The following is a 25,101-nucleotide window of genomic DNA, read 5'->3' on the forward strand; positions in this document are numbered from 1 at the left end:
ATTCCTTTGGGGACGGTCAAAACCAGGAGGAATGCGCAGATACAAACTCCAGGCAGTCGGCGCTGTCCAATGGCGTAGTAACTATAGATGAGGTTGTGAAAGCACTGTGTTGGCGCTGCAATGCGCTATAATGCGCCCTTTTCGCGAGTAGTGGTAGTTAGCCATGACCCAAAAGTCCGTTGCCGCAGAAACGGTAGAATCCCGCTCACTGGTGCAGGCACACCTGGCGGAGCCGGTTGTGACTCAATACAGTGATGAGGAATTGCAAGGCTGGCGTGAACGTATCAAGCGCCTGTTAGAAGAGCAGAATGCCGTACTGGTGGCTCACTATTATACGGATCCACTGATCCAGGCTCTGGCTGAAGAGACGGGCGGCTGTGTATCTGACTCCTTGGAAATGGCCCGCTTTGGCGCTAGGCATAGCGCTGATACTCTCGTGGTGGCGGGGGTGAAATTTATGGGGGAGACGGCCAAGATCCTGACCCCGAACAAGCGTGTCCTGATGCCTACTCTGGAGGCCACCTGTTCCCTGGACCTGGGCTGTCCACCCGATGAATTTTCAGAATTCTGTGACCAGCATCCCGACCGTACGGTAGTGGTATATGCCAACACGTCCGCTGCGGTAAAGGCACGCGCGGATTGGGTGGTAACCTCCAGCATCGCCCTGGATGTGGTAGATCACCTAGATGCCAACGGTGAGAAAATCCTCTGGGCACCGGATAAGCATCTTGGTGGCTACGTTCAGCGCGAGACCGGCGCAGACGTCTTACTGTGGGATGGCTCCTGTATTGTGCATGAGGAGTTCAAGGCCAAGGGAGTGGAAGACCTGAAAGCCCTGTATCCAGATGCGGTGGTATTGGTACACCCGGAATCTCCCGCGTCGGTGGTTGCTTTGGCGGATGTCGTAGGCTCCACTTCGCAGATTATCAACGCGGCCAAAACCCGCCCGGAAAAGCGCTTTATCGTAGCCACCGATCAGGGCATCTTTTACAAAATGCAGCAGGAGTGTCCAGATAAGGAACTGATGGTTGCGCCTACTGCCGGTGCCGGTGCCACTTGTCGCAGCTGTGCCAACTGCCCTTGGATGGCGATGAACTCCCTGGAAAATCTCTGTGGGGTTTTGGAGCGCGGCGATAATGAAATTTTTGTAGATGCAGAGCTGGGCCGCAAGGCAATGATTCCCCTGCAGCGAATGTTGGATTTTCGCAGGGCCTGACGGGTTAACTAAGGCGTATAGCGATAAAAAGCGGCCGTTGGCCGCTTTTTATTTTGGGTTAAAGCTCTTTGGCTTTTTCCTGCATTTTGATCACATCCTTGAGGCGCTGCTCGAGAATGGCATTGGTCTGGTATTCGTTTTTAGTCATGCGAATACCGTGACGCAGGTGCTGAAGGGCTTTATCGAAGACGCCATTGAGAATGTAGTACTCGGCGCGGGCCTCATGCACTCCGACGATGTCCCCAGCGAGTCCATGAGTCTCCGCCAGCAGATACCATACGGAGGGGTCTTTCTTGCGTATGCGGCTATATTTGGCCAACAGGCGCTCCGCAGCCAGGTAATTGCCGGCTTTAAAGTGGGCATTGGCGAGGCCCATGATTAGGGCGTGATCACCAGGGTTGCGGTCAAGTGCATGCTGCAGACGCTGGGTGGCACTGGAATAATCTTCCCGCACCAGGTCGATGTCGGCTCGCGCCAGTACAAAGGCGGCCTTTGAAGGTTCTTTATCAAGCAGCGGCTGAAGGGTATCCAGGGCTGTATCTGGTTTACCCGCGGCAAGCTGCGCCAAGGCCAGGCCATAGCGTGCGGCGTCTTCATTGTCATTGATGCCGTTTAGCTCGGCATTGAAGCGTTTTACAGCTTGTTGGGGGGTTGGCTCCCCGGCCAGGCGAATACGGGCGCGCATCAGATGATAGTCCCGGCTATCACTCGGAGGTACTTTTGTCATGCGCTGGGAGCGGAGCTTGGCATCAGCGATACGTTTTTCTGTCACTGGGTGGGTGAGCAGGAATTCTGGTGGGCGGCGGTAGTAGCGGGTTGCCTTGAGCATTTGTTCGAACATTTCACCGGCGGCTTCCGGATCGCGCCCGGATTTGGCCAGGGTTTCGATGCCCACCCGGTCTGCTTCCTGCTCATTCTTGCGGCTGAAGCGTAGCTGGTTATCCAAAGCTGCAGCTTGGGTGGCAGTCATGGCAGCGAGGCCGGCTTCGCCACCGGCAGTGGCGGCGAGTACCAGGGCGCCGAGCATGCCAGCCAGTGTGGGGATGGTACTGTTGCGCTGGGCTTCCAGTGATCGCGCGTAGTGCCGCTGACTGAGGTGCCCGAGTTCGTGGGCGATCACCGAGGCGAACTGGTCTTCATTTTCGGCAAATAGAAAGAGACCGGTATGGATACCCATAATCCCACCGGGAACCGCAAATGCGTTCATGGTTTCATTGCTCACCACGACCACATCGATATTCTTGTCTTCCAGTGGGCTGTATTCCGCCAGCCCCTTTACGGTTTGCTCTACATATTGTTGGAGCAGGGCATCAGAGGAGGTTTTCACTTGGCTGCGGAACATACGCAGCCACATTTGTCCCAGCTCTTTTTCCCGTTGGCGCGAAACTACCCCGCTAGTGCTGTCGCCCAGCTCCGGTAGACGTATTTCCTCGCTGTCTGCGGTGGTGGCGATCGGGGTGGCGCCGAGTAGCAGGCCTATACCCAGCGCCCTAAGGCCGGTGCGGAATCGCTGCGTTAGAGGCGCTTTGTTACAACGGCGAGGCAGGGTCTTGTGGGAATCAGTCATCTCAATTACTGCTCGGTCTGTCCGTGAAGGATCTATAGTCCAACTCTATACGCAACCCTATTGAACTGTCGAGGTTTGGACTCAGTGGAGCACAAATGGTTCAGCTTTGCGCCACGTAGAGGGTTAAAAAGGGTAAAGCTTTGTGGGTGTGTGGCGCAGATTACGCGCTATAATCCGCGGCAATTCAAAGCGTGTGACTGAATAGCCAATGGCAAAAATCCCCACTGAGACAGTGCGAGAACAACCACTTCCAGATTGGGACGCGGCGGAGAGGGTGGATGCGCGGAATTTGCCGTGCCCCCAGCCCCTGTTGGCCATGCGTCGCGCCCTGCGCGAGTATGAGGTGGGAACTCTTTTGTGTGTGATAGCAACAGATGAAGCTTCCTGGCGCGATTTTCACAGCTTTGCCGCCTTGAGCGGTAGGTCGCTACTGCGCGCAGAGCGGCGTGATAATACCTTTCTATATTGGCTGTACGCTGGCAAATGATGAACCAATCCCGAGAATCCATGTTATCGATTGTTAAAGGCTGGGTGAATCGCTACTTCAGCCAGGAAGAAGTGGTGCTGCTGGTGCTGCTTCTTACTGTAGCTCTGGTGGTGCTGGCCACACTCGGGGTGGTATTAGCGCCTGTACTTACGGCTTTGGTAATAGCCTTTTTAATGCAGGGCATGGTGCAAAAGCTTAAATCCTGGCGGGTGCCCCACTGGATGGCAGTAACACTGGCTTGCCTGGTGCTGGTGGGCGCCATCGTTGCCTTACTGTTTGTAGTGCTACCAATTATCTGGCGCCAGCTAGTGCGGCTGGGTGCGGAGTTGCCGAATATGGTTCAGCGCGGGCAGGAACTTTTACTGCTGTTGCCTGAGCGATACCCACGCCTGATTTCAGCGGCGCAGATCGATGAGATTTTTAACTTACTGGGCAGTGAGTTGGGTGGCATAGGTCAGACCCTGCTAGCCTTCTCCCTGACCAACCTGCCAATTTTTGCCGGATTGTTGATTTATGTGGTGGTGGTGCCGATCCTGGTGTTTTTCTTCCTCAAGGATTCCGATCAATTGATCCGCTGGTGCACCTCCTTCTTGCCAAAGGAGCGTCCGATGATGCATCAGATCTGGCATGAGATGAACGACCAGGTGGCAAACTATGTGCGCGGTAAGGTGGTAGAGATTGGCATAGTGGCAGCGGTCAGCTATGCCGCTTTTCTACTGTTAGGGGTGAATTACGCCTTACTGCTCGCGGTAGCAGTAGGGTTCAGCGTGTTGATTCCCTATATCGGCGCTGCGGTAGTGACGATTCCAGTGGCGGCCATAGGCTTGTTTCAGTGGGGGTGGAGCAATGAGTTTTTCTACTTGATGATCACCTACGGCATTATCCAGCTGCTCGATGGTAATGTGTTGGTACCGTTGCTTTTTTCTGAAGCGGTCAACCTTCACCCAGTGGCAATTATTCTGGCAGTTTTGTTTTTTGGTGGCATCTGGGGGTTCTGGGGTGTCTTCTTTGCTATCCCTCTGGCGACTTTGCTTAAGGCCATTATGAGTGCCTGGCCTACCAGTGAGCACCAGGCTGAGTGGGAGGCGAGGCGAATATCGGATTAATTATCTGATTTGGGTATTTAATCGATATCTTTTCTTTGTCTGTAGGTCGCGGCATTTGCTAGAATGCCGCGCTTTCTTTTATTTGGTCCCTTCAAATAGGTGAGAGCCCATGAGCCTGGCTGACAAAGTCCTAGCGGTCAATAATGACCTGCCTATCCGCACTGACAAGTCCATCCACAGTGGCAAAGTTCGCTCCGTTTACTGGCTGACCGAGGCCGACAGCCGTCGCCTGATCGAGGAGAAAGGTTATCCGGTAGCGCCGGACGCGCCTCTCGCAGTGATGGTAATTTCTGATCGCATCTCTGCATTCGACTGCATCTGGACCGGTGAAGGCGGTATGCGTGGCGTGCCTGGTAAGGGCGCGGCATTGAACGCTATTTCCAACCACTGGTTCAAGTTGTTTAAAGAACAAGGCCTGGCCGATAGCCACATTCTGGATATTCCGCACCCGCTGGTGTGGATCGTACAGAAGGCACGCCCGGTTATGATCGAAGCGATCGCCCGCCAGTACATCACTGGCTCCATGTGGCGTTCCTATCAGAAGGGTGAGCGCGAGTTCTGCGGGATTGAAATCCCCGATGGTCTGCAAAAAGACCAGAAGCTGCCAGAGCTGCTAATTACTCCCTCCACGAAAGGTATTCTCAAGGGCATCCCCGGTGTGCCGGAAGCCGATGATGTAAATATCACCCGCAAGAATATTGAGGACAATGTCGAGGCATTTAACTTCCGCGATTCGGGAGACATTGACCTGTATGAAAAGCTGTTGAAAGAGGGCTTCGATGTAATTTCTACGGAGCTTGAAAAGCTTGACCAAATCTTCGTCGACACCAAGTTTGAGTTCGGTTACGTGACCGATGCCAACGGTGAAGAAAAACTGATCTACATGGATGAGGTGGGCACCCCGGATTCCTCTCGTATCTGGGACGGTGAACAATACCGCGCTGGCAAGGTTGTGGAAAACTCCAAAGAGGGTTTCCGTCAGGCCCTGCTAAACCACTTCCCGGATTCCGATATCCTTCTGAACAAAGACCGTATGGGTGAGCGTCTGGCTCTGGCCCGTGATAACGAGTTGCCCGAGTCTATGCTGATGGATCTCTCCGCCACCTACGTGGGTATTGCCGAGAAAATTACCGGCAAGAAACTGGAGATTTCAGATAACCCCAAAGAAGAGCTGCTTGAAGTTCTGCGCAAGGATTACGGCCTGGTCGATTAATCCAGTTCTAGTTGAAAAACCGGCGCTGGCGCCGGTTTTTTTTGTTCCTGCAGTTCCGGCTTGGCTCTTAGGGCTTTGCAATTTTCTACCCGCCATAATTCGTCATTTTTGCTCCTTACTTTCGCCCGATTCGTTGCCGTGTTTCGCCTGCTTCCCTGTTTTTAATAACCCCAGTTAATTAAAAAGTGGAGGGAATTTTGTGAACAGGGTGATGTTGTTCGGGCAACGCTTTCACAAAGATGATCTGATGCTGCCGACAGAGGAATACTATCGCCGCCGTCAGCGCAGCGGTGGTCTGGGCCGCTGGATATTGTTTATTGTGGTGGTATTGGCGGTAGTAATCGCGGCTATTGGTGCAGAGGTGAACGCGCAAGAACTGCCCGGTGAGGTGGACACTGATGCTGCCTTCTTGGAAACGGTTACCCTGGATGAGGTAAAGGCTGGTGACTTGTTATTTACCGGTGCTGAGATGGGCCGCTATATTCCCGCAGTACACCTAGCGAGCCAAGTCAAAATAGTTATTCGAGGACTGGTTGCAGATGTACAGCTACAGCAAAAATTTCAAAATACCAGCGATAATTGGCAGGAAGCCATTTATGCATTACCACTGCCAGAACAGGCGGCCGTTGCCAGGTTACAAATCCAGTTAGGCGAGCGCTTGATTGTCGGAAAAGTGCGTGAACGCAAGCAGGCGGCGAAGATTTATAAGGCTGCCCGTGCGGCGGGCAAGCGCGCAGCCTTACTGGAGCAACAACGGCCTAATTTGTTCACCAATAAGGTTGCCAATATTGCACCGGGAGAGGTAGTGCAGGTAAATATCCGCTACATCCAACCGGTGACTTACGATGGGGGTACGTTTTCCCTACGTATGCCTACTACGCTAACACCCCGTTATATCCCAGGTGAGTCTGTCCCTGTGCATGCGCTTGGTGGAGATGAGTTGAATCTGGTAACACAACATAATGGCTGGGCCCTACCGACAAATCAGGTACCGGATGCCCCGGCCATTACCCCACTAATGCAGCCGGCTGAGGAGCTTCACGCTATTGGCAGCCATAAGATGGCTATTGAAGTGGAGTTGCATAGCGGTCTGCCACTGGCACAAGTCAGCAGCCCCTATCACAAAATTGATGTTGAGGATCAAGAGGGCGGGCGCTACGACGTCCATCTGCGAGAAGGAGCGGTGAGTATGGATCGGGATTTTGTCCTGCGCTGGCAGCCGCATGCCTCGGCCCTGCCTCGCGCCGCCCTGTTCAGTGAGAGGATCGATGCTACTAGTGAGAAAGCTGGAACCTACTTACAGGTGATGTTACTGCCGCCCGATGACGGTATTCGCAGCCAGCGCCTGCAGCGGGAAGTGGTTTTTGTAATTGATACCTCTGGCTCCATGTCCGGCAATTCCATTCGTCAGGCTAAGGAAAGCCTGACACTGGCACTTGCTCGCCTGAGTGCGAATGATCGTTTTAATGTGATCGCATTTAACAGCGCTAGCCGTGCCCTTTTTCCACGCCCTGTAGTGGCAAGTGCGGAAAATATCCGTCGCGCACGGCAGGAAATAGAAATCTTGAATGCAGAAGGTGGCACAGAGATGGCACCGGCTCTGCGCCTGGCTTTGGAGCAGCAGTTACCGGGCGATATCAACCTGGTGCACCAGGTGGTTTTCATTACTGACGGGGCGGTAGGGAATGAACAAGCGCTGTTTGAGGTAATTCACCAGCACTTAAATAACACCCGTCTTTTCACTGTGGGGATTGGCTCGGCACCCAACAATCATTTTATGCGCAAGGCTGCGCAGTTTGGGCGAGGTGCCTTCGTCACCATCGGAGATATTACTGAAGTGCGTGAGCGTATGCACGCCCTGTTCACCAAGCTTGAAAACCCCGTGGCCACTGACCTGCAGCTCAGCTGGCCCGAGGGGTTAGTAGCGGATGCTTACCCCAAGAGAATTCCGGATCTTTATCGTGGTGAACCCTTACAACTGGTGGCCAGGGTAGAGGGCGGTAATTTTCAGGGGGAAATCAAGCTACGTGGGCGTATGGCAGACAAACAGTTTGTGCGTAAGCTGGATTTAAAAGTCGATGAATCTGGACATGGTGGCAGTCTTGGAAGCCTGTGGGCGCGCAGCAAAATTGAATCCTTGCGTGACCAGCAGATGCAGATCGGTGAGAGCAGTGATACTGGCCAAGTATTGCGTGAACAAATTTTGCAGCTAGCCCTGGCGCACCAGCTGGCTAGCCCTTATACCAGTTTTGTTGCTGTAGAGGAGAAAGTGGTTCGCAATGAAAAGGATAAACTCGCCCGCGGCCCGGTTACCAATGTGGTGCCTCGAGGGCAGGTGCTGCAGCGCCAGGCTTACCCCAGTACAGCGACTGGAGTCTATACCCAACTGCTTGCTGCCCTGGGATTATTCAGCTTTGCAGCATTGTTAAGTCGCGGGCGTAAGCTTTGCAGCAACATGGTGCATCAATTGCGCCACCTGTTGCGCAAGGTAATGCCGGATGTGCGCTGTACCCAAAATAGCTTTGAAGCCCGGCCTGGGGGAGTTCATCCGTGATCCGCCCCCTGCTTTTCCTGGTGTGCTTCGTGGCGGGGTTATGGCAGCTGGGTTCCGCTGCCTGGTTGCTGGCAAAGGCACAGTTGGCTCAGCTACTGATTGTCAGTGCCTGGGAGGAGCAGTTGCAGGGTGGGGCTCCGCAAAAGCCCTGGCCCTGGGCGGATACTTGGCCTGTGGCCAAATTGAAGCTGGAAGGACAGTCGCCATTAATTGTTCTCGCCGGAGGTAGTGGGCAGGCGCTGGCTTTTGGCCCCGGCTTGTTGTCGGGTTCAGGGAGCCCAGGGGAAAACCGCACTACAGTGATTGCGGCTCATCGGGATACTCACTTTGCAGGATTGGACCGTGTCAGGCGAGGTACCTCCATTTATCTGCAAGATAAATACGGACGCTGGCATACTTACCGGGTTTCGGAGATGCGGATTGTGGATAGCGAGAGCGAACGCCTGCCGGTCTTTGCCGAGCGCGGGTTAATGCTGGTGACCTGTTACCCCTTCAATGCCCTGGCGGCGGGTGGTCCCCTGCGCTACTTGGTCTACGCTGAATATCAATCCGGCGGGGAGCTGGTTCGGCTGTGACCGAGACTATTATTTGGGACTCGATTTTGTAGTTCATTTTCTGAATCTTTCCATAAAATATTCCGGTAAAAGGACAAATTGGCAAATAATTGTTTTGCCCTTTTGTTTTATTTGTTACTAACCGTCCTATCTGGAAAATTTTTTGTAGTAATACTACAATCCTCTCCGCTAACAACCGGGAATGGGGTTTTGTCCGCCACTTTGCGCGGATCCCGGAGTAGATAATCACAGTCAAACTAGGCATTTGCGGTAGCAGATGGCGTCGCTTTTCCTCTCCGCCATATTCAAGTGAAGAAACACGCACTTTGCATTTGCGCCAACAAAGTTGGTGAATTGGCGGAACCAAGAAAAAAAGGAAGCTTTTTTTTGCCCGCGCTGTAGTTTGCCCGCGTACCGATTTTTGAGAAATAGACCGACTCGACGTCGCCTAATTCGCCGAGGAGCACTTGATGCACGAAGATACCGATAACCTCGAAACGCAGGAATGGCTGGATGCGCTGCAGGCGGTTATCCGCTACAGCGGCAAAGAACGCGCAGCCTTCCTTCTGAAGCAGTTGTCCGATCGCGCTACTGATGTAGGCGTACAGCTGCCCGCGGCTATCACCACACCCTACCGCAATACCATTCCGCCCAATGCGGAAAAACGCATGCCCGGCGATCTGTTTATGGAGCGCCGCATACGCTCTCTGATCCGCTGGAATGCCCTGGCGATGGTAGTGCGCGCTAACCAGAACAACGACCATCTCGGCGGCCATATCTCCAGCTTCTCTTCTGCGGCTACTCTCTACGATGTGGGCTTTAACTATTTCTTTCGCGGTAATGAGGGCGAAGAGCGCGGTGACCTGATTTTCTTCCAGGGCCACAGTGCGCCGGGCATTTATGCACGTTCCTACCTCGAGGGGCGCTTCGATGAAGAGCAGCTGGACAACTTCCGTCGCGAAGTAAATGGCAATGGCCTCTCCTCTTACCCGCACCCTTGGCTGATGCCGGAGTACTGGCAGTTCCCCACGGTTTCCATGGGATTGGGGCCGATCCAGGCGATTTACCAAGCACACATTATGCGCTACCTGTCTGCCCGCGGCCTGTCCCCGCGCGGCGATCGCAAGGTGTGGGCTTTCCTCGGTGACGGCGAGTGTGACGAGCCGGAAACCCTGGGCGCAATTTCCCTGGCGGGTCGAGAGCAACTGGAAAACCTGGTGTTTGTGGTCAACTGTAACCTGCAGCGCCTGGACGGCCCGGTTCGCGGCAACGGCAAGATCGTACAGGAGCTGGAAGGCGTATTCCGCGGTGCCGGCTGGAACGTTGTCAAAGTACTCTGGGGCCGCCTGTGGGATCCGCTGCTGGAGAAAGATGATAAAGGCCTGTTGCAGAAAGTCATGGACGAAGTGGTCGATGGCGAGATGCAGAACTTCAAGGCCAACGGTGGTGCCTATACCCGTGAACACTTCTTCGGCAAATACCCGGAGCTGTTGGAGCTGGTTAAGGATATGTCCGATGATGAGATTATGAAGCTCAATCGCGGCGGCCACGATCCTTACAAAGTTTACGCAGCCTACGCGGCGGCTATGGCCCACAAAGGGCAGCCCACTGTAATCCTGGCGCAAACGGTTAAAGGCTACGGCCTGGGCTCCGCCGGTGAAGCGGCGATGGATACTCACTCCGTGAAGAAGCTGGACCTGGATTCCCTCAAGCGTTTCCGCGACCGTTTTGCCATTCCGCTCACCGACAAAGAGTTGGAAGAAGTGCCTTACTACCGTCCATCTCCGGACAGCCCGGAAATGAAATATATGGCGGAGCGTCGCAAGGCCCTGGGTGGTCCGGTTCCCCGTCGCCCGGTTGAGTGCCCAAAATTGGAAATTCCCGGTCTCGACGCATTTAGCGCACTGACTAAAGGCTCCGGTGAGCGTGAAATCTCCACCACCATGGCATTCGTTCGCGCCATTGCCGCACTAGTAAAAGACAAGAATATCGGCAAGAACATCGCGCCGATCGTTCCCGATGAAGCCCGTACCTTTGGTATGGAAGGCCTGTTCCGCCAGCTGGGTATCTATTCCTCCCAGGGGCAGCGCTACACCCCGGTGGATCACGGCCAGATCATGTATTACAAGGAAGACAAGAAAGGCCAGGTGCTGGAAGAGGGCATCAACGAAGCTGGCGCTATGTCCGCCTGGATGGCGTTGGCCACTGCCTACAGCAACCACGGCGTGCCGATGGTGCCTTTCTATATTTACTATTCAATGTTTGGCTTCCAGCGCGTGGGCGACCTGGCCTGGGCCGCTGGAGATATGCAGGCACGCGGTTTTCTGATCGGCGCCACTGCCGGCCGCACCACCCTGAACGGTGAGGGTCTGCAGCACCAGGACGGTCACAGCCACGTGCTGTCCTCCACTATCCCCAACTGCCGCAGCTATGACCCAGCCTACGGTTACGAGCTGGCAGTGGTTATGCAGCGCGGCTTGAAAGAGATGTACGAGGAGCAGAAGAACCTCTTCTACTACATCACCATCGAGAACGAAAACTACCTGCAGCCGGAAATGCCCCAGGGTGTGGAAGAAGGCATTATTCGCGGTATCTACAAGCTGCAGTCCAACGTCAAGAAAGGCGCCAAGGGCAAAGCGGCGAAAAAGCATGTGCAGCTGATTGGTGGCGGTACTATTTTGCGCGAAGTACTGGCAGCGGCGGATATCCTCGCCGACCAGTTCGGTGTGACTTCTGACGTGTGGAGCCTCACCTCCGCCGTTGAAGCTGCCCGTGAAGGTCAGGATGCGGCGCGCTGGAATATGCTGCACCCGGAAGCTGAGCCGCGCAAAGCCTGGATCACTGAGCAGTTCGAAGGCAACACGTCTCCCGTTATCGCCTCTACCGACTACATCCGTTCCTACGTGGAGCCACTGCGCGAATTTATCGACGGTGAACTGACCACCCTGGGTACCGATGGTTTCGGCCGCAGTGACAGCCGCGAGCAGCTGCGCCGCTTCTTCGAAGTGGATCGCAACTACGTGGTAATCGCCGCACTGAACGGCTTGGCCAAGCAGGGCGTTATTGATGCGAAAGAGGTTGCGGAAGCGATCGTGAAGCTCAATATCGACGCCGAAAAAGTTAACCCGCGCATCAGCTAAGAGAAGGCAGAACTCCTATGGCAAAACAAGTCATTAAAGTGCCTGACCTCGGTGGTGCCGATCAGGTGGATGTGATTGAAATTACTGTTGCTGTCGGCGATACCGTCGCGCAAGAGGATTCACTGATTGTGGTGGAGGGCGATAAAGCCTCCATGGATGTCCCAGCCCCAGTGGCTGGCAAAATCCTCAGCATCAGCGTGAAAGAGGGCGATAAGGTCTCTGAAGGCGATGTGATTGGGGAGATCGAAACCGATGTAGCGGAAGCGCCGGCAGAGGAGCCCGCTGCGGCACCTGCCAAGGAAGAAACTGCACCGGCGGCCGAGCCCGCAGCTGAAGCCCCTGCGGCAGCAGTGAGCGGTGAGCCGAAAGAGGAAACGATCCAGGTCCCGGACCTGGGTGGTGCCGATGCAGTTGATGTGATCGAGATCAGTGTACAGCCCGGCGACACGGTCGAAGAGGGCGACTCCCTGATTGTGGTGGAAGGCGATAAAGCCTCTATGGATGTGCCTTCCCCCAGCGCCGGTACTGTGGTCTCTATCGCCGTTAAGGAAGGTGATAAGGTTTCCACTGGCGATACCCTTGGTGTGTTGAAAGTAGTTGCCGCAGGCGCCGCCGAGCCCGCGGCTACAGCTGCAGCCCCTGCAGCGACAGCGCCTGCCGAGAGCGCGCCACAGCAGGTATCTGCGTCTGTTGAGCCCCCGGCAGTGCCGCAAAAAGATCATCAGCTGGAACGAGATTTTACCGCCGCAGCCCAGGTTTACGCCGGTCCTGCCGTGCGCAAACTGGCGCGGGAGTTGGGCGTTACCTTGAACAAGGTGAAGCCCACGGGTCCCCGCAACCGGGTCTCCAAGGATGATCTGCACAACTATATCCGCGAACAGGTGAAGAAGGCTGAGAGCGGTGCCGTTGGCGTAGGCGGTGGAATCGGTATTGCCAAGATGCCGGATATCGACTTCAGCCAGTTTGGCCCGGTGAACGTGGAGCCGATGAGCAAGATCCACAAGATCACCGCTGCCAACATGTCGCGTAACTGGCTTAATGTGCCCCACGTCACCCAGTTTGATGATGCGGATATCACTGAGCTGGAAACCTTCCGCAAGTCCATGAAGGCCGAGGCGGAGAAGCGCGGAGTGAAGCTCACCCCAGTGCCTTTCCTGCTGAAAGCGGTAGCCGCAGCCCTGCGCGCAGAGCCCAGCTTTAATGTATCCCTGCACAATGATGGCGAGCACATTGTGCGCAAGGACTATGTACATGTGGGGATGGCAGTGGATACGCCAAAAGGCTTAATGGTGCCGGTTATCCGCGATGTGGATAAAAAAGGCTTGTACGAGCTGGCGGCCGAGGCCACTGAGATGGCCCTGAAAGCCCGTGATGGCAAGCTGAAACCCAACGAGATGCAGGGTGCTTGCTTCACTATCTCCAGCCTGGGGGCTATCGGCGGCACCGGATTTACCCCGATCGTCAATTCTCCGGAAGTAGGTATCCTCGGAGTATCCAAGCTGGCGATGAAGCCGGTGTGGAACGGTAAGGACTTTGAGCCCCGGCAGATGTTGCCCTTGGCGCTCTCCTACGATCACCGCGCGGTAAATGGCGGAGATGCCGGACGCTTTATGACTTATTTGGTCAGCGTGCTGGCAGACGTGCGTCGATTGTTGCTGTAAAGGTTCCAGAGTCATTACCCTAAAAAAGCGGCCTTTGGCCGCTTTTTTATTTTTCGAGCTGCCTTATGTAGCTATTGCTTTTAGGTATGCTCGCCTACGCAGTGGGGTGGAAGGAAAATGACGTTTAAATTCACTTAAAGATGAATTATGCGAATAAATGACTTGGCGCCAACTGGCTGGAAATTCCCTGGCAACTAGACTCAGAGAAAGACAACTATCAACGCAACACTGAAAATGTGGAGTGTCGGATCATGAGACCTTCAGGGAAATTCGCCTTTCCTGTCGTATCGGCACTGGTGATGCAGGGTTGCTTGTTTTTGCCGGCTGAGGAAGTGGAGGGTGAAGATCCATTCTTCTTTGAGACTGGCACAGCCAGGCAAGGCGAGAGTTTTGTTGATGCCGGCGCCCATCACTCCCGACTTCGGCCACCTATAACGGTCGGTTTTCAGTGTGAGGAGAGTTGCGAGGATAGAGTGTACGATTCCTCTAGTTGGTTTTTCCCGATACTGAGGGTGTATTAGCCTCTGTGGGAATCCGCATGGAGATCGCTACAGCATAACCCGGTCTTTTACCGAAGTACGCGAAGTCAATTTCGCGTGGTACCGATACGGAGAAGTGCCCATGCAAAAATCCCCGATAGTAATTTCATTGTTTACAACGAGCTTGTTATTGGCAGCTTGTGGAACACCAGATACACGCAATCAAGTGGTTTACCCTTACAGTCCACCTACACCGCGCCATCTGGATTACCGTGCTTATCCTGCCCCTTCGTCACACGTGCCCGCAGTGCCCCCATCACGTAAATCCAGTTATTCCAGTTGTCCCGGAGATTCTGAAGAGCTAGCGCCCGGTTCTATTTGTCCACCCAGTGCTCGTTGTATAGATATTTCTGGTGGAAGGCGATGTATCTCTTATGAAGAGTAAAATTATACTGCCTTTGATATTTGCGCAGTTGCTCGGCGGCTGCGCCGATGGCTTTTGGCAGGATTTGTGTGGCGACCCGGTTTATTACACTTATAAGCGCAGCCCAGTACCACCCGATGAAATTACGGCTTTCCCGCGTTTTTGTCTTGTGGGCGACCCCTACATGGGGGAACTTGAAAACTGCATTGCCGCCGGTGTGCACTGTTACCAACTAGATACTGGCGAGTGGTGTGCGGGACCTTATTCGCCCTTTGTATTGAGCTACAGTTTTTACTAGCACCGGATGCGTGCAGCTTTATTTGATTCAGGTTTGGGTGGTTTAAGAATACTTAAATATTAAGTTTACTCAGGCTATAGTAATTAGATTTTAAGCAAGGACTTTAAACTGTCTTTGATGGTCGTGCCGATATAGTGCTTTAATCCATTGAATGTATTCTTGATGTTAACCTCATGGTAATAATCATATCCTAGTTCTTTTAATAGTACGTGAATATTCTTTGTAACACCTATGGCGAACCAGCTGCAGGGAAAGGAAATAATGCAGGGCATCTCTTTATTTTTAAGCTGGATTTGCCCCTGGTCAATGCAATTTACCTGATTGAGAAGGTTAAAGCTTCCGTCTGAGAGGTCAAAGTTATAAAAGAGCCTGGATTTGCCGTCTATTCCAATGTGTTCAGGCGAATGGTGTGTGTAGTATTCCCTTATCATTTTTTGGTCATCGCTATAGTCGGGATACATCTCCTTAATGACTGAAAATAGATGACTTAATGTTTTTACTTTTCCTATAAATATACCCGTTGAAAATATGGTGTTTCCTGCAAAGTACTTTCGCTCGAAGAAACCCTGTGTTCCACTATGTTGGTGGTCATTTGAGAATACTATATCTCGGTCAAAAGAATAAAATTTACTCTCGAGTTGATGAATGGCCGGTAAGATTATTGAATCGAAACCATCAAAATAACAGAGGATATCTTCTTCCGGTAGAGTCTTGCAGAAAGGGAGAAGCAGATCGATTTTTGTGGAAAAATTTTCCCATGGTTGTTCTTGCCCGAGTATGGTGAGTGAAACCCCATTGCGTTTGGCGGATTCCTGTAGAACAGGGAACATTCTTTCAGAGTGAGTGGCAATAGTGACGAGGTGTAACATTTCAGGAACGAGACTATCTGGGTTCCATGGCCTTAATCGTTGACTGGTGAATTCCAGCTGCTGAAGCAAGTCTAGTCCAAGGTTTGTGAACCGTTTGGAGGGGCTGGTTTCCTCGCGTAGTGTGACTCCATGCCTTGCCTATGAGGGCAAGAATTACTTTTGAGCAAATGGGGAAAGGGTTCCAGGCCGGTGCCCGCTATTGAAAAGACGAGCGTAAAAAGAAAAAGCCCCAGGCACAAATATGTGCCTGGGGGTAAGGGGCTTTAGCCGTTAGCAGGTTCTTCTAACGGCAAGGGGGTATCCTGGACTTGATGTGCGCTTACATTCTTTGACGTGGATATTTTACCGCCGGCAATTTTGCGTAGGGCAACATAAAACACGGGTGTCAGGAACAGGCCAAACAGTGTGACACCGATCATGCCGGTAAATACGGTAATGCCCATGGCATTGCGCACCTCAGCGCCAGCGCCGCCGGCCAATACCAGTGGAACAACACCGGCAATAAAGGCGACGGAAGTCATAATGATCGGACGAAGACGTAGGCGGCAGGCTTCCAAGGCAGCTTCTACCGGGCCCTTACCGTCCATTTCCAGTTCGCGGGCAAACTCCACAATCAGAATGGCGTTTTTACAGGCAAGTCCCATTAAAACAACCAGCCCGACTTGAACGAAAACATTGTTGTCGCCGCCAGTAGCCCAGACACCAAATAGTGCAGCCAGCAGGCACATGGGCACGATCAGGATCACCGCCAGCGGCATAACCCAGCTCTCATAGAGTGCGGCCAGTACCAGGAATACCAGCAGTACTGCGAGTGGGAAAACCACCATAGCGGCATTGCCCTGGTTGACCTGCTGGAAGCTGAGGTCGGTCCACTGGATTTGCATGCCCGGTGGCAGGGCTTGGCTGGCAACCTGCTCAACCGCTGCCAGTGCCTCGGAAGAGGACAACATGCTGGGATCGGACTGCCCCATCAGGTCGGCTGCCGGATAGCCGTTGTAGCGGATCACCGGGTCTGGTCCGTAACTCTGGCGCAGGGTCACCATGGTGCTGATGGGCACCATCTCCCCATTCATATTGCGAGTGTAGAGATTATCGAGATCCTGCACTTCATCGCGGAAAGGCGCATCTGCCTGGGCAACCACCTGGTAGGTGCGACCGAACAAGTTGAAGTCGTTGATATACATGGAGCCGAAATACAGCTGTAGGGTGCCGAATAGATCGTCCATACGCACGCCCTGGGCTTTGGCCTGTAGGCGGTCTACCTCGGCGTCCATCTGCGGCACATTGGCCTGGTAGGAGCTGAAGGGGTAGCTGAGGCCGCTGGCTTGGCTCAGGGCCCCAGCCAGCATATTGGTAGCATTTTGCAGCTCACCGTAGCCGGCACCGCGACGGTCCTGGACATAGAGGGAGTAGCCGGACCCAGCACCCAGCCCGAAGATGGGCGGCGGCATAAAGGTCATGGCAAAGCCTTCTTTGATCTGTGAGATTTTGCCATTTAGCTCCGCAGCGATTTCCTGGGCACTGCGCTCACGTTCATCGAAATCGTCGAATAGGATAAATACCGTGCCCACGTTGGGGGTGTTGGTACTTTGCAGGGCATTGAAGCCGACAAAGGCCGCGGCGTTGGCAACCCCCTCAGTTTCCAAAGCCAATTCACTCACGCGGCGCGCAACTTCCTCGGTGCGGTCCAGGGAGGCACCTTCCGGCAGGCGAATACTACCCACCAGGTAAGTCTTATCCTGAACCGGAATAAAGCCGCCGGGCACCTGTTGGAACAGGGCGAAGGTACCGCCGAGCAATATCAGGTAGGCCCCAAATACGATACCGCGACGCTTGAGGCTATGGCCCACCACCCGCTGATAGCGCTCGGAGTTGCGCTGGAAGAAGCGGTTGAACGGGCGGAATAACCAGCCGAACAGGCGCTCGATAATGCGCGCGGGTATATCCGGCTTGGCACCGTGGGGCTTCAGCAGGGTTGCCGCCAGAGCCGGGGACAGAGTCAGGGAGTTGATCGCGGAGATAATGGTGGCGATGGCAATGGTGGTGGCGAACTGGCGGTAGAACTGACCGGTGATGCCGTCCAGGAAGGCCATGGGCACAAATACCGCACAGAGCACCAAACTGATGGCGACAATCGGACCGCTCACCTCGCGCATGGCTTGGTGGGCAGCGGCTAAAGGTGTCAGTCCCTCCTCGATATTGCGCTCGACGTTTTCCACCACCACGATGGCGTCATCCACCACAATACCGATGGCCAGTACCATGGCGAACAGGGTCAGGGTGTTGATCGAGAAGCCCAGCATCAACAGCACCGCAAAGGTGCCGACAATAGATACCGGCACGGCCAAGAGTGGAATCAGGGAGGCGCGCCAGGTCTGCAGGAACAGGATAACCACCAGCACTACCAGCAGCACCGCCTCCAGAAGGGTCTTGATCACAGAGCTGATGGAAGTGCTGACGAATACGGTTGGGTCGTAGGCAACTTTCCACTCCAGGCCTTCGGGGAACTGTTCTCCCAGTTCTGCCATCTTCTCGCGCACTGCAGCGGAGACTTCCAGGGAATTGGAGCCTGGAGACTGGAAAATCGGAATGGCAACCGCCTGGCGGCCGTTTAATAAGGCGCGTAGAGAGTCTTGAGATGAAGCCAGTTCAACCCGCGCCACGTCACGCAATCGGGTAATTTCACCATCGCTGCCGGTCTTCAGTACCACATTGCCAAACTCTTCCTCGCTTTGCAGGCGGCCCTTGGCGTTGATAGAGATCAGGAAATCAGAACCATTGGGCATCGGCGAGGCGCCGATCTGTCCGGCGGACACCTGTACATTTTGTTCACGCACTGAGCTGACGATATCCGCTGCAGTCACGCCCAGGGCCGCCGCTTTCTGCGGGTCCACCCACAGGCGCATGGCATAGTCTCCGGAGCCAAATACGGCGGCCAGGCCCACACCGGGAATGCGCGACAGCTCATCACGGATATGCAGTACGGCGTAGTTGCGAATATAGGTCGCATCGAGGCTGTCGTCTGGAGAGATCAGATGCACCGCCATCATCAGGTTGGGCGACTGCTTCTGCGTGGTTACCCCCTGGCGGCGTACATCTTCCGGTAGACGGGGTAGTGCCTGGGATACCCGGTTTTGTACCTGAACCTGGGCCTGGTCTGGATCGGTGCCCAGTTTAAAAGTGACATTTAAAGTGAGGGTGCCGTCACTGCCTGCTACCGACTTCATGTAGATCATGTTTTCTACACCATTGATGGCTTCCTCCAATGGTGTGGCAACAGTTTCGGAAATCGTTTTGGGGTTGGCTCCAGGGTAGCGAGCGCTAACTTGCACGCTGGGTGGTACAACTTCCGGATATTCACTAACCGGTAGCGATGGGATACTGATCAGACCCACCACAAAAATAATGATCGACAGCACCGATGCAAAAATAGGTCGGTCGACAAAGAAACGGGAAAAATTCATACACTGCTACCCCGTGAGCGGCAATATAAACGCTCGAATTCCATTGATATAACTCTTCCAGAGTGGATGCTGGCCATAGTAGGGCTGCCTTCTACCCGTTGTCTCAGTGGCCCGCTGCCTGGGCGCCACCACCCCGCACTTGCTGGGCAACCATTTCAGGCACCACGGGCATACCGGGGAAGAAAATTTTCTGCAGGCCGTTGACCACAATTCGTTCGCCAACTTGCAGGCCACTGCGAATTACCGTGCGCTCACCCTGGCGTGGCCCTACTTGAATTGGGCGACGTTCTGTCAGGTTCTCTTGAGTGACCACATAGACGTAGCGGCGGTCCTGATCGGTAAGTACGGCCTTGCTATCGATTAGTACTGCTTGATCCATTTCTTCAATGGGCATCTCCACACGGGCGAACTGTCCGGGCTTAAAAGTACCTTCGGTATTGGAAACCACTGCCCGGAACTGGATGGTGCCTGTGTGGCTATTGAGGCGATTATCGATAAAGTCCAGCTTGCCCTTATGGGGGTAGCCGTTTTCACCGGAGAGGCCGATATGTACTGGAGGCGCAGAATCGGCCTTGAGCAGGCGGCGGCTCTCGGCGAAAGTCTGTTCATCGCTTTCGAAGTAGACGTACATGGGGTCTACAGAGACCAGAGTGGTCAGCAAGGTGGCATCGGCATTAGCGAGATTACCTTTAGTGACTAGGGCGCGACTTACCTGACCACTAATTGGAGCCTTGACCTGAGTGTACTGGAGGTCGAGTCGGGCGTTTTCCACTGCTGCTTCTGCGGCGCTTAGGGCTGCGCGTTCCGCGTCCCTTGAGGCGATGCGACGGTCGTATTCCTCGCGGGAGATCGCTTTACTGTCCAGTAGCTGCTGAGCGCGGCCGGCCTGTTTTTCACTGAAGGACAGCTGGCTGCGCACTCGCTGTAAATCGGCCTCAGCAGCACGAAGACGGGCTTTATAGGGGCGTTGGTCGATGGTGAACAGGACATCGCCACGTTTTACTAGGGCACCTTCGGCAAAGGAAACCTGGTCGATATAGCCACTCACGCGGGGACGTAATTCCACGGTTTCGGGCGCTACAACTCGCCCGGTAAAACTGCGCCACAGGGTGGTAGGCTCAGAGCCGACTTTTGCAACTTCAACCGCAGGTGGCGGCGGCTGTTGTCCCGCAGGCTCGCCGGTGCCACAACCGGACAGAACCAGTGCGGACAGACCGAGTAAAGTGACTGTTAATTTCTTGACCATAACGCGTGTACTCCCTTTGCTACGGAAGAGGGAGGTGCTGAATGGCTCCTCTCCTACTAGGACTGCAACTTTAATGATGAGCAAGATGATGAGGGTATCCGGTAACTATGGATTGATTGCCTATTCCTGCTTAAGGGGGAAAGTGATGTAGAAATGAGTGCCGCATGGGGGGAGTAATTGGAACTGGATATATAACTAGTTGTTTGTCAAATTGAATGAGATTTTACCGTGATTTGAGAGGTATGATTCGTCTGCGGTTATCTATTACTGCACGGTAATTGCCCATTCCTGCAAAAGAGTCGGGAGATTGCCTAAAACTCCGTATACTGTGAGCCACCTAGATTGATGTAGCCCGCTGGGATGCGGTCGAAAGGGGAACGTATGAGAACCGATGGCAGTGTGAATCAACAGTCTCCAACTTCTTTGCTGGAACCTACTCGCAAGAAGTTGGCCGGGACACTCCAGCGACTGGCACCCGAGCAGGGGCTAATAGAAACCTACTTGGATGGTTTGGCCCTAATCCGTTGTAACGAGCCGGTAGCTTGTGCCTCCTCTGTATATGCGCCATCTCTCAATTTTATTATTCAGGGAAGTAAAACTCTGGAGTTGGGAGACAGGGAAATTTCCTATATGCCTCTCAGCTATGTGGCGACTTCAGTACATCTTCCCATTCTTGGGCGAGTAGAGCGTGCTTCGGAGGACACCCCTTTCCTCGGTGTGAAGTTAACGATAGATCCCAAAGAAGTAGCTGACCTGGTATTGGAGCTGGGAGATAAGGCCCCGGGAGTGGAGGCGGGGTATGACTGCCCTGAAGTGAGTTGTGGCCTTTGTGTGACGCAGATGGATCAGGGAATGCTGGATGCATTGAGCCGGCTGGTACACCTGTTGGAAACTCCTGTGGATGCTCAGATATTGGCCCCCCTGGCGCGACGGGAGATTATCTATCGCGCCTTAATGGGTGAAATCGGTGCCCGTATGCGCAAGTTTGCTATGGCAGACAGTCAGGCAAATCGGGTATCCAGAGTCATTGAAGTATTGAAGGACCGCTACTCGGAGCCGCTACGCATTAGTGACTTGGCAGAGCAGGCGAATATGAGCGAGTCATCGCTGTATCACAGCTTCAAGCAAATCACCCGCATGTCGCCCCTGCAGTTTCAAAAGAAATTGCGCTTACATGAAGCCCGCCGCTTGATGCTCACTGAGGGCCTGGAGGCAGCTTCCGCCAGCTATAGGGTGGGCTATGAAAGTCCTTCACATTTTAGCCGTGAGTACAGCCGCATGTTTGGCCTCCCCCCACGTGCGGATGTGAGTAAGCTGCGTGGTGAGCAAAGGGTGCCAGCCTAGTCCGAGGTGGCATCACCCTGTTTGAGGACAAACAGGCTGCACCACCCCTCAGGACTGATTTCTCCTTCGACCACGATGCAGGCATTAGGCGGCTGGAAAAGCTGGCAGTCAACGCACTTCTTGCCATTATTTGGTGTGTCCTGATAATTCACGGCTTCTTTTTTTGCCTTGATCTGTGCGTTAGTGCGATCTGTGACAATAACTGCCGCCGGTAATATCGCTAGTGAGCAGCTGGAGATTTTGAGGAATTTTCTACGGGAGATAGTCTGTTTCCGGTCCATGCTAGAAAAGTGTCCAAATTAATTGGTTAGGGCTTCAAAAATTCAGAGTAGCTGGACGAGAGGTTTTTGCTGGGATTAACACTTTTTACAGAAAAAAAAGAGAAGTAAGAATCAATCTTATTGTCATTTAAGGGTTCAATACACCTGTCTGTTCCCTGGTCAGCTGAAATCAGGCTTCGCACTAAATTAGCCGCTGGAGGAGCACTATTTAATCTGCCGTGATTTTTTTGGATAGGGTTGCTTTAGGTAGTTGTATAAAAGAAATTTTTGTTAAAGTTTTTTGCTCCCATAAATAGGGGGCCGCCTTGTTTAGCCAAAGCTGCTATAGGTCTGAATGACACTTAATTTATTGTATAACTTGCTATTTGAGCAGATAACCATTTGATGGTTTGCTTTTTGGGCAAGTTCCTCGCTAGTGAGATTCTTTAGCCCAGGGCAGCCATAAGGTAATTTGTAATCCTCCCTCAGGACGGTTTAGCAGTTGAATGTGTCCTCCGTGGGCATCGACAATTTCTCTGCACAGCGCTAAGCCAAGGCCCACACCCTGTTCTTTGGTAGAAAAAAATGGAAGTAGTGCCTGTTGTAGAACTTTTTCACTCATGCCGCAGCCGCGATCCGCAATTACGAGTTTTTGTCCTAGGCCATCAGTGCTGATGGTAATTTTAATATCTTCATTACTGGAACCGGCCTCGTGGGAGTTTTTGATCAGGTTCAGTAGGGCTTGCTCGATTTGTACTGGGTCAAAATACCCCTGGCGCTCTGGTAAATCCCCCGACAAGGTGAATTCCTGCAAGGGGGCAATACGTTCGATAAGTGTCTGCCAATCCACAGTTTCGCAACTGGGGGCAGGCAGCTTCGCGAAACTGGCATAGCCCTGGGTAAATTCCGTCAGGTGTTTGCAGCGGTCGGCGATGATATCAAAAACTTTTTCCAGCGCCGCAGCTTTATCTGGCTTGGCGATAAGCATTTTGCCTGAGTGCGCCAGTGAGGATATGGGGGCCAAAGAATTATTGAGCTCATGGCTGATTAGGCGAATGACTTTTTTCCAAACTTCTACTTCAGCGCGGGTTAACTCTCTTGTCATCTCACGCAAAACAATCAAGCGGTGCTTTTGCGCATTGAGTACAAATGTACTATTACCGATGTGCATGGAGTGAGTTCCATTTGTATCGGTGTAGTTAAAAAGCCCGTTTTCCCAATTATTAATAGCATTTGCGATCTCCCCTGGGCTATTGGGGAGTAGTTTCTGTAAAAGCAGGCCTTGGATGGGCCTGCCGGCATTAAGTAGTTTTTTGGCACTGCTGTTGGAATAAATGATGTGATCGCTTTGATCGAGAAGTAACAGCGCTTGCGGTGAGCTTTGGATCACAGTATCGAGGAGCAATTCGCGCTGATAAATATGAGCGCGCTCACGTCGCAGGTGCTCACCGATTTCGTTGTATAAATTTGTAATCTGGCGGAGCTCTATATCCCTGGGAGGGACCAGAGAGATCGAAAAATCACCATCGCGAAAATTAAGTAGCCCCCCCTGTAAGGATTTAAGGGTGGTCGTCAGGGGAGTGAGAACCTGACGCATCAGCCCCAGGATAATAATAATCCCGAGGAACAGCCCCGTAGCCCACGATAAGCGTGGATCCAGGCCTATATAAATACAAAGCCATGGGATAGCTGTACCTATAATCAATGCCAGAGTGGCTGTGGCAACGATGCGCCCCTCCAGGGAAAAATGTTTGGACATCAATAGGAAATACCATGTTTTTCCAAGCGACGATACAGCGCTTGACGGCTCATACCCAGCTCTCTTGCAGCCTGGGCAATAATACCATTGCAGCTGGCTAGGGTTTGCTGTAGTAGCTCCCTACTAGGCTCAAAACTCACATCAACTTTTTCAGTTACAGGCTGTTCGGGCAAGGCCAGCACCGCCTCATCAATGGTGTCCTCCTGGCACAGGACTGATGCACGCTGCATCACATTCTGTAATTCGCGTACATTGCCTGGCCACTGGTAGCGGGTCATTGCGGTCAGTGCCTGTGGGGAAAGTTTTTTGGGGTTACTGTTTTCACCTAAAAAGCTTATTGCCAGAGGTGCTATATCCTCGGGGCGTTCACAAAGAGGAGGTAGACGCAGCTCGATCACATTCAGGCGGTAGTATAAGTCCTGGCGGAAGTTGCCCTCAGTGATGGACTTGGGCAGGTTACTGTTGGTAGCGCTGATTACCCGTACTTTAACCTTCCGCGTTTGACTGCTGCCAAGACGCTGGAATTCTCCGGTTTGCAGCACACGTAGCAGTTTTACTTGGCCACTGGCAGAGAGTTCGCCGATCTCGTCGAGAAACAGGGTGCCTCCATCGGCCGCCTCAAAACGACCTTCACGGGCCTTATTTCCTGCTCCGGTGTAGGCTCCGGGCTCCGCGCCAAAGAGCTCCGCTTCCATCAGCTCCTCCGGCAGTGCTCCGACATTCACTTTGATAAAGGGGCCATCACGGAGTAGTGAGTTAGCTTGAACAATATCGGCTATTTTTTCTTTACCCGCCCCGTTGGGGCCTGTGATCAGCACAGGTACATCGGACTTGGCTACCTGGGTGGCCATTTCCAAAAGCTTTTGCATATTATCGCTACGGTAAATAATATCTCGTAGGTCAAACTTTTCTCGCAGTTCGCTGCGGGCATTCATTGCCTGTTGTTGTGACGCACGCTGGCGTTTTTGTAGCTCGCCCAGCTCTAGTAAGTTGACAATCGTGGAGATCAGCTTGTTATCGTCCCAGGGTTTGCCCAGGTAATCGGCCGCTCCAGCGCGGACCAGCTCCACCGCCATTTCCAATTGCGTCCAGGCGGTCAAGAGGATAATGGGCAGATCCGGATTGATTTCGCGAATAGCAAAAAACAGTTCGCGCCCCTCTTCACCAGAGGTGGTGTCCGCAGTGAAGTTCATATCCTGGATCACCAGGCTGATATCCCGGTTCTCTCGTAATAATTGCAGACCTGCCTGGGGAGTAATGGCACAGAGGGGCTGCAAGTCATGTAATGACAACAGTATTTCCAGGGCCGAGACGATACCGCTGTTATCGTCAATAATGAGTATTTTATCCATAGGACCAAGAGCCAGCTTGTAAGCTGGCCATTATGCAATGAGTGAGTGGTTAGGGGGAACTGCTGCCGCTGGTGTTTAAATCCAGGCCGTAGGTTTGAACGTTAGTGT

General features: G+C 53.3%; 19 protein-coding genes. 12 read left to right on the forward strand and 7 right to left on the reverse strand.

The features are described 5' to 3' along the window. Positions 1 to 163 precede the first annotated feature (163 nt). On the forward strand, positions 164 to 1,216 hold the full coding sequence (gene nadA / locus ABWV76_RS19315) for a quinolinate synthase NadA (RefSeq protein WP_020411971.1): 1,053 nt from the start codon (positions 164 to 166) through the stop codon (positions 1,214 to 1,216). A 58-nt stretch (positions 1,217 to 1,274) separates the two neighbouring features. Here nadA and ABWV76_RS19320 read toward each other — a convergent pair whose 3' ends face one another. After that, positions 1,275 to 2,783, reverse strand: a complete 1,509-nt coding sequence (locus ABWV76_RS19320) for a M48 family metalloprotease (protein WP_020411972.1) — start codon at positions 2,781 to 2,783, stop codon at positions 1,275 to 1,277. A gap of 208 nt (positions 2,784 to 2,991) precedes the next feature. Between ABWV76_RS19320 and ABWV76_RS19325 the strand changes: the two genes are divergently transcribed. The 10 genes from ABWV76_RS19325 to ABWV76_RS19370 all read left to right on the forward strand — a co-directional run bounded on the left by ABWV76_RS19325 (position 2,992) and on the right by ABWV76_RS19370 (position 14,699). Further along, on the forward strand, positions 2,992 to 3,270 hold the full coding sequence (locus ABWV76_RS19325; RefSeq protein WP_020411973.1) for a sulfurtransferase TusA family protein: 279 nt from the start codon (positions 2,992 to 2,994) through the stop codon (positions 3,268 to 3,270). Between the two features lie 20 nt (positions 3,271 to 3,290). Further along, positions 3,291 to 4,376 (forward strand): AI-2E family transporter, encoded by a 1,086-nt coding sequence (locus tag ABWV76_RS19330; RefSeq protein WP_040628242.1) that lies wholly within the window; start codon positions 3,291 to 3,293, stop codon positions 4,374 to 4,376. A gap of 109 nt (positions 4,377 to 4,485) precedes the next feature. Further along, positions 4,486 to 5,589, forward strand: a complete 1,104-nt coding sequence (locus ABWV76_RS19335; RefSeq protein ID WP_353377002.1) for a phosphoribosylaminoimidazolesuccinocarboxamide synthase — start codon at positions 4,486 to 4,488, stop codon at positions 5,587 to 5,589. Between the two features lie 199 nt (positions 5,590 to 5,788). Continuing rightward, a complete protein-coding gene (locus ABWV76_RS19340; protein ID WP_353377003.1) occupies positions 5,789 to 8,143 on the forward strand; it encodes a marine proteobacterial sortase target protein in 2,355 nt (784 codons plus the stop codon). Beyond that, a complete protein-coding gene (locus ABWV76_RS19345) occupies positions 8,140 to 8,718 on the forward strand; it encodes a class GN sortase (RefSeq protein WP_353377004.1) in 579 nt (192 codons plus the stop codon). The genes ABWV76_RS19340 and ABWV76_RS19345 overlap by 4 nt, the downstream gene beginning before the upstream one ends. 449 nt (positions 8,719 to 9,167) lie before the next feature. After that, positions 9,168 to 11,837 (forward strand): pyruvate dehydrogenase (acetyl-transferring), homodimeric type, encoded by a 2,670-nt coding sequence (aceE, locus tag ABWV76_RS19350; RefSeq protein ID WP_020411978.1) that lies wholly within the window; start codon positions 9,168 to 9,170, stop codon positions 11,835 to 11,837. A 17-nt stretch (positions 11,838 to 11,854) separates the two neighbouring features. Then, entirely contained in the window at positions 11,855 to 13,498 is a 1,644-nt protein-coding gene (gene aceF, locus ABWV76_RS19355) for a dihydrolipoyllysine-residue acetyltransferase (RefSeq protein ID WP_353377005.1), read from the forward strand. Between the two features lie 251 nt (positions 13,499 to 13,749). Further along, positions 13,750 to 14,019, forward strand: coding sequence for a hypothetical protein (locus ABWV76_RS19360; protein WP_282951618.1), 270 nt, complete (start codon positions 13,750 to 13,752; stop codon positions 14,017 to 14,019). A gap of 100 nt (positions 14,020 to 14,119) precedes the next feature. Then, positions 14,120 to 14,422: a hypothetical protein gene (locus ABWV76_RS19365; RefSeq protein WP_353377006.1), complete on the forward strand. Its 303-nt coding sequence runs from the start codon at positions 14,120 to 14,122 to the stop codon at positions 14,420 to 14,422. After that, positions 14,412 to 14,699 (forward strand): hypothetical protein, encoded by a 288-nt coding sequence (locus tag ABWV76_RS19370; protein ID WP_353377007.1) that lies wholly within the window; start codon positions 14,412 to 14,414, stop codon positions 14,697 to 14,699. Before ABWV76_RS19365 ends, ABWV76_RS19370 begins: the two co-directional genes overlap by 11 nt. Before the next feature lie 83 nt (positions 14,700 to 14,782). Here the strand turns inward: ABWV76_RS19370 and ABWV76_RS19375 are convergent, their stop codons facing one another. The 3 genes from ABWV76_RS19375 to ABWV76_RS19385 all read right to left on the reverse strand — a co-directional run bounded on the left by ABWV76_RS19375 (position 14,783) and on the right by ABWV76_RS19385 (position 20,278). Next, a complete protein-coding gene (locus tag ABWV76_RS19375; protein WP_353377008.1) occupies positions 14,783 to 15,637 on the reverse strand; it encodes a glycosyltransferase domain-containing protein in 855 nt (284 codons plus the stop codon). A gap of 194 nt (positions 15,638 to 15,831) precedes the next feature. Further along, positions 15,832 to 19,032, reverse strand: a complete 3,201-nt coding sequence (locus ABWV76_RS19380; protein ID WP_353377009.1) for an efflux RND transporter permease subunit — start codon at positions 19,030 to 19,032, stop codon at positions 15,832 to 15,834. A gap of 103 nt (positions 19,033 to 19,135) precedes the next feature. Then, positions 19,136 to 20,278 carry an efflux RND transporter periplasmic adaptor subunit gene (locus ABWV76_RS19385; protein ID WP_353377010.1) on the reverse strand — a complete coding sequence of 381 codons (1,143 nt, stop codon included), beginning with the start codon at positions 20,276 to 20,278 and terminating at the stop codon, positions 19,136 to 19,138. 381 nt (positions 20,279 to 20,659) lie between these two features. Here ABWV76_RS19385 and ABWV76_RS19390 point away from each other — a divergent pair, with 381 nt between their 5' ends. Continuing rightward, positions 20,660 to 21,622 carry an AraC family transcriptional regulator gene (locus tag ABWV76_RS19390; protein WP_020411985.1) on the forward strand — a complete coding sequence of 321 codons (963 nt, stop codon included), beginning with the start codon at positions 20,660 to 20,662 and terminating at the stop codon, positions 21,620 to 21,622. Here ABWV76_RS19390 and ABWV76_RS19395 read toward each other — a convergent pair. The 3 genes from ABWV76_RS19395 to ABWV76_RS19405 form a co-directional block, all read right to left on the reverse strand. Then, positions 21,619 to 21,903 carry a high-potential iron-sulfur protein gene (locus tag ABWV76_RS19395; protein WP_020411986.1) on the reverse strand — a complete coding sequence of 95 codons (285 nt, stop codon included), beginning with the start codon at positions 21,901 to 21,903 and terminating at the stop codon, positions 21,619 to 21,621. The two genes, ABWV76_RS19390 and ABWV76_RS19395, sit on opposite strands and share 4 nt — an antisense overlap. 412 nt (positions 21,904 to 22,315) lie before the next feature. After that, on the reverse strand, positions 22,316 to 23,641 hold the full coding sequence (locus ABWV76_RS19400; protein WP_353377011.1) for a sensor histidine kinase: 1,326 nt from the start codon (positions 23,639 to 23,641) through the stop codon (positions 22,316 to 22,318). Continuing rightward, positions 23,641 to 24,993, reverse strand: a complete 1,353-nt coding sequence (locus ABWV76_RS19405) for a sigma-54-dependent transcriptional regulator (RefSeq protein ID WP_020411988.1) — start codon at positions 24,991 to 24,993, stop codon at positions 23,641 to 23,643. The genes ABWV76_RS19400 and ABWV76_RS19405 overlap by 1 nt, the downstream gene beginning before the upstream one ends. Between the last annotated feature and the right edge of the window lie 108 nt (positions 24,994 to 25,101).

Origin of the sequence: Microbulbifer sp. NBRC 101763, from assembly GCF_040371615.1 — a bacterium.
GTDB lineage: Bacteria > Pseudomonadota > Gammaproteobacteria > Pseudomonadales > Cellvibrionaceae > Microbulbifer > Microbulbifer variabilis.

Bases quoted from the DNA above. Each gene is read 5' to 3' on its own strand.
- aceF (WP_353377005.1), top strand. From the start codon at position 11,855: ATGGCAAAACAAGTCATTAAAGTGCCTGACCTCGGTGGTGCCGATCAG.
- ABWV76_RS19400 (WP_353377011.1), bottom strand. From the start codon at position 23,641: ATGTCCAAACATTTTTCCCTGGAGGGGCGCATCGTTGCCACAGCCACT.
- ABWV76_RS19405 (WP_020411988.1), bottom strand. From the start codon at position 24,993: ATGGATAAAATACTCATTATTGACGATAACAGCGGTATCGTCTCGGCC.
- ABWV76_RS19320 (WP_020411972.1), bottom strand. From the start codon at position 2,783: ATGACTGATTCCCACAAGACCCTGCCTCGCCGTTGTAACAAAGCGCCT.
- ABWV76_RS19380 (WP_353377009.1), bottom strand. From the start codon at position 19,032: ATGAATTTTTCCCGTTTCTTTGTCGACCGACCTATTTTTGCATCGGTG.
- ABWV76_RS19390 (WP_020411985.1), top strand. From the start codon at position 20,660: ATGAGAACCGATGGCAGTGTGAATCAACAGTCTCCAACTTCTTTGCTG.
- aceE (WP_020411978.1), top strand. From the start codon at position 9,168: ATGCACGAAGATACCGATAACCTCGAAACGCAGGAATGGCTGGATGCG.
- ABWV76_RS19330 (WP_040628242.1), top strand. From the start codon at position 3,291: ATGTTATCGATTGTTAAAGGCTGGGTGAATCGCTACTTCAGCCAGGAA.
- ABWV76_RS19395 (WP_020411986.1), bottom strand. From the start codon at position 21,903: ATGGACCGGAAACAGACTATCTCCCGTAGAAAATTCCTCAAAATCTCC.
- ABWV76_RS19335 (WP_353377002.1), top strand. From the start codon at position 4,486: ATGAGCCTGGCTGACAAAGTCCTAGCGGTCAATAATGACCTGCCTATC.
- ABWV76_RS19365 (WP_353377006.1), top strand. From the start codon at position 14,120: ATGCAAAAATCCCCGATAGTAATTTCATTGTTTACAACGAGCTTGTTA.
- ABWV76_RS19385 (WP_353377010.1), bottom strand. From the start codon at position 20,278: ATGGTCAAGAAATTAACAGTCACTTTACTCGGTCTGTCCGCACTGGTT.
- nadA (WP_020411971.1), top strand. From the start codon at position 164: ATGACCCAAAAGTCCGTTGCCGCAGAAACGGTAGAATCCCGCTCACTG.
- ABWV76_RS19325 (WP_020411973.1), top strand. From the start codon at position 2,992: ATGGCAAAAATCCCCACTGAGACAGTGCGAGAACAACCACTTCCAGAT.
- ABWV76_RS19370 (WP_353377007.1), top strand. From the start codon at position 14,412: ATGAAGAGTAAAATTATACTGCCTTTGATATTTGCGCAGTTGCTCGGC.
- ABWV76_RS19360 (WP_282951618.1), top strand. From the start codon at position 13,750: ATGAGACCTTCAGGGAAATTCGCCTTTCCTGTCGTATCGGCACTGGTG.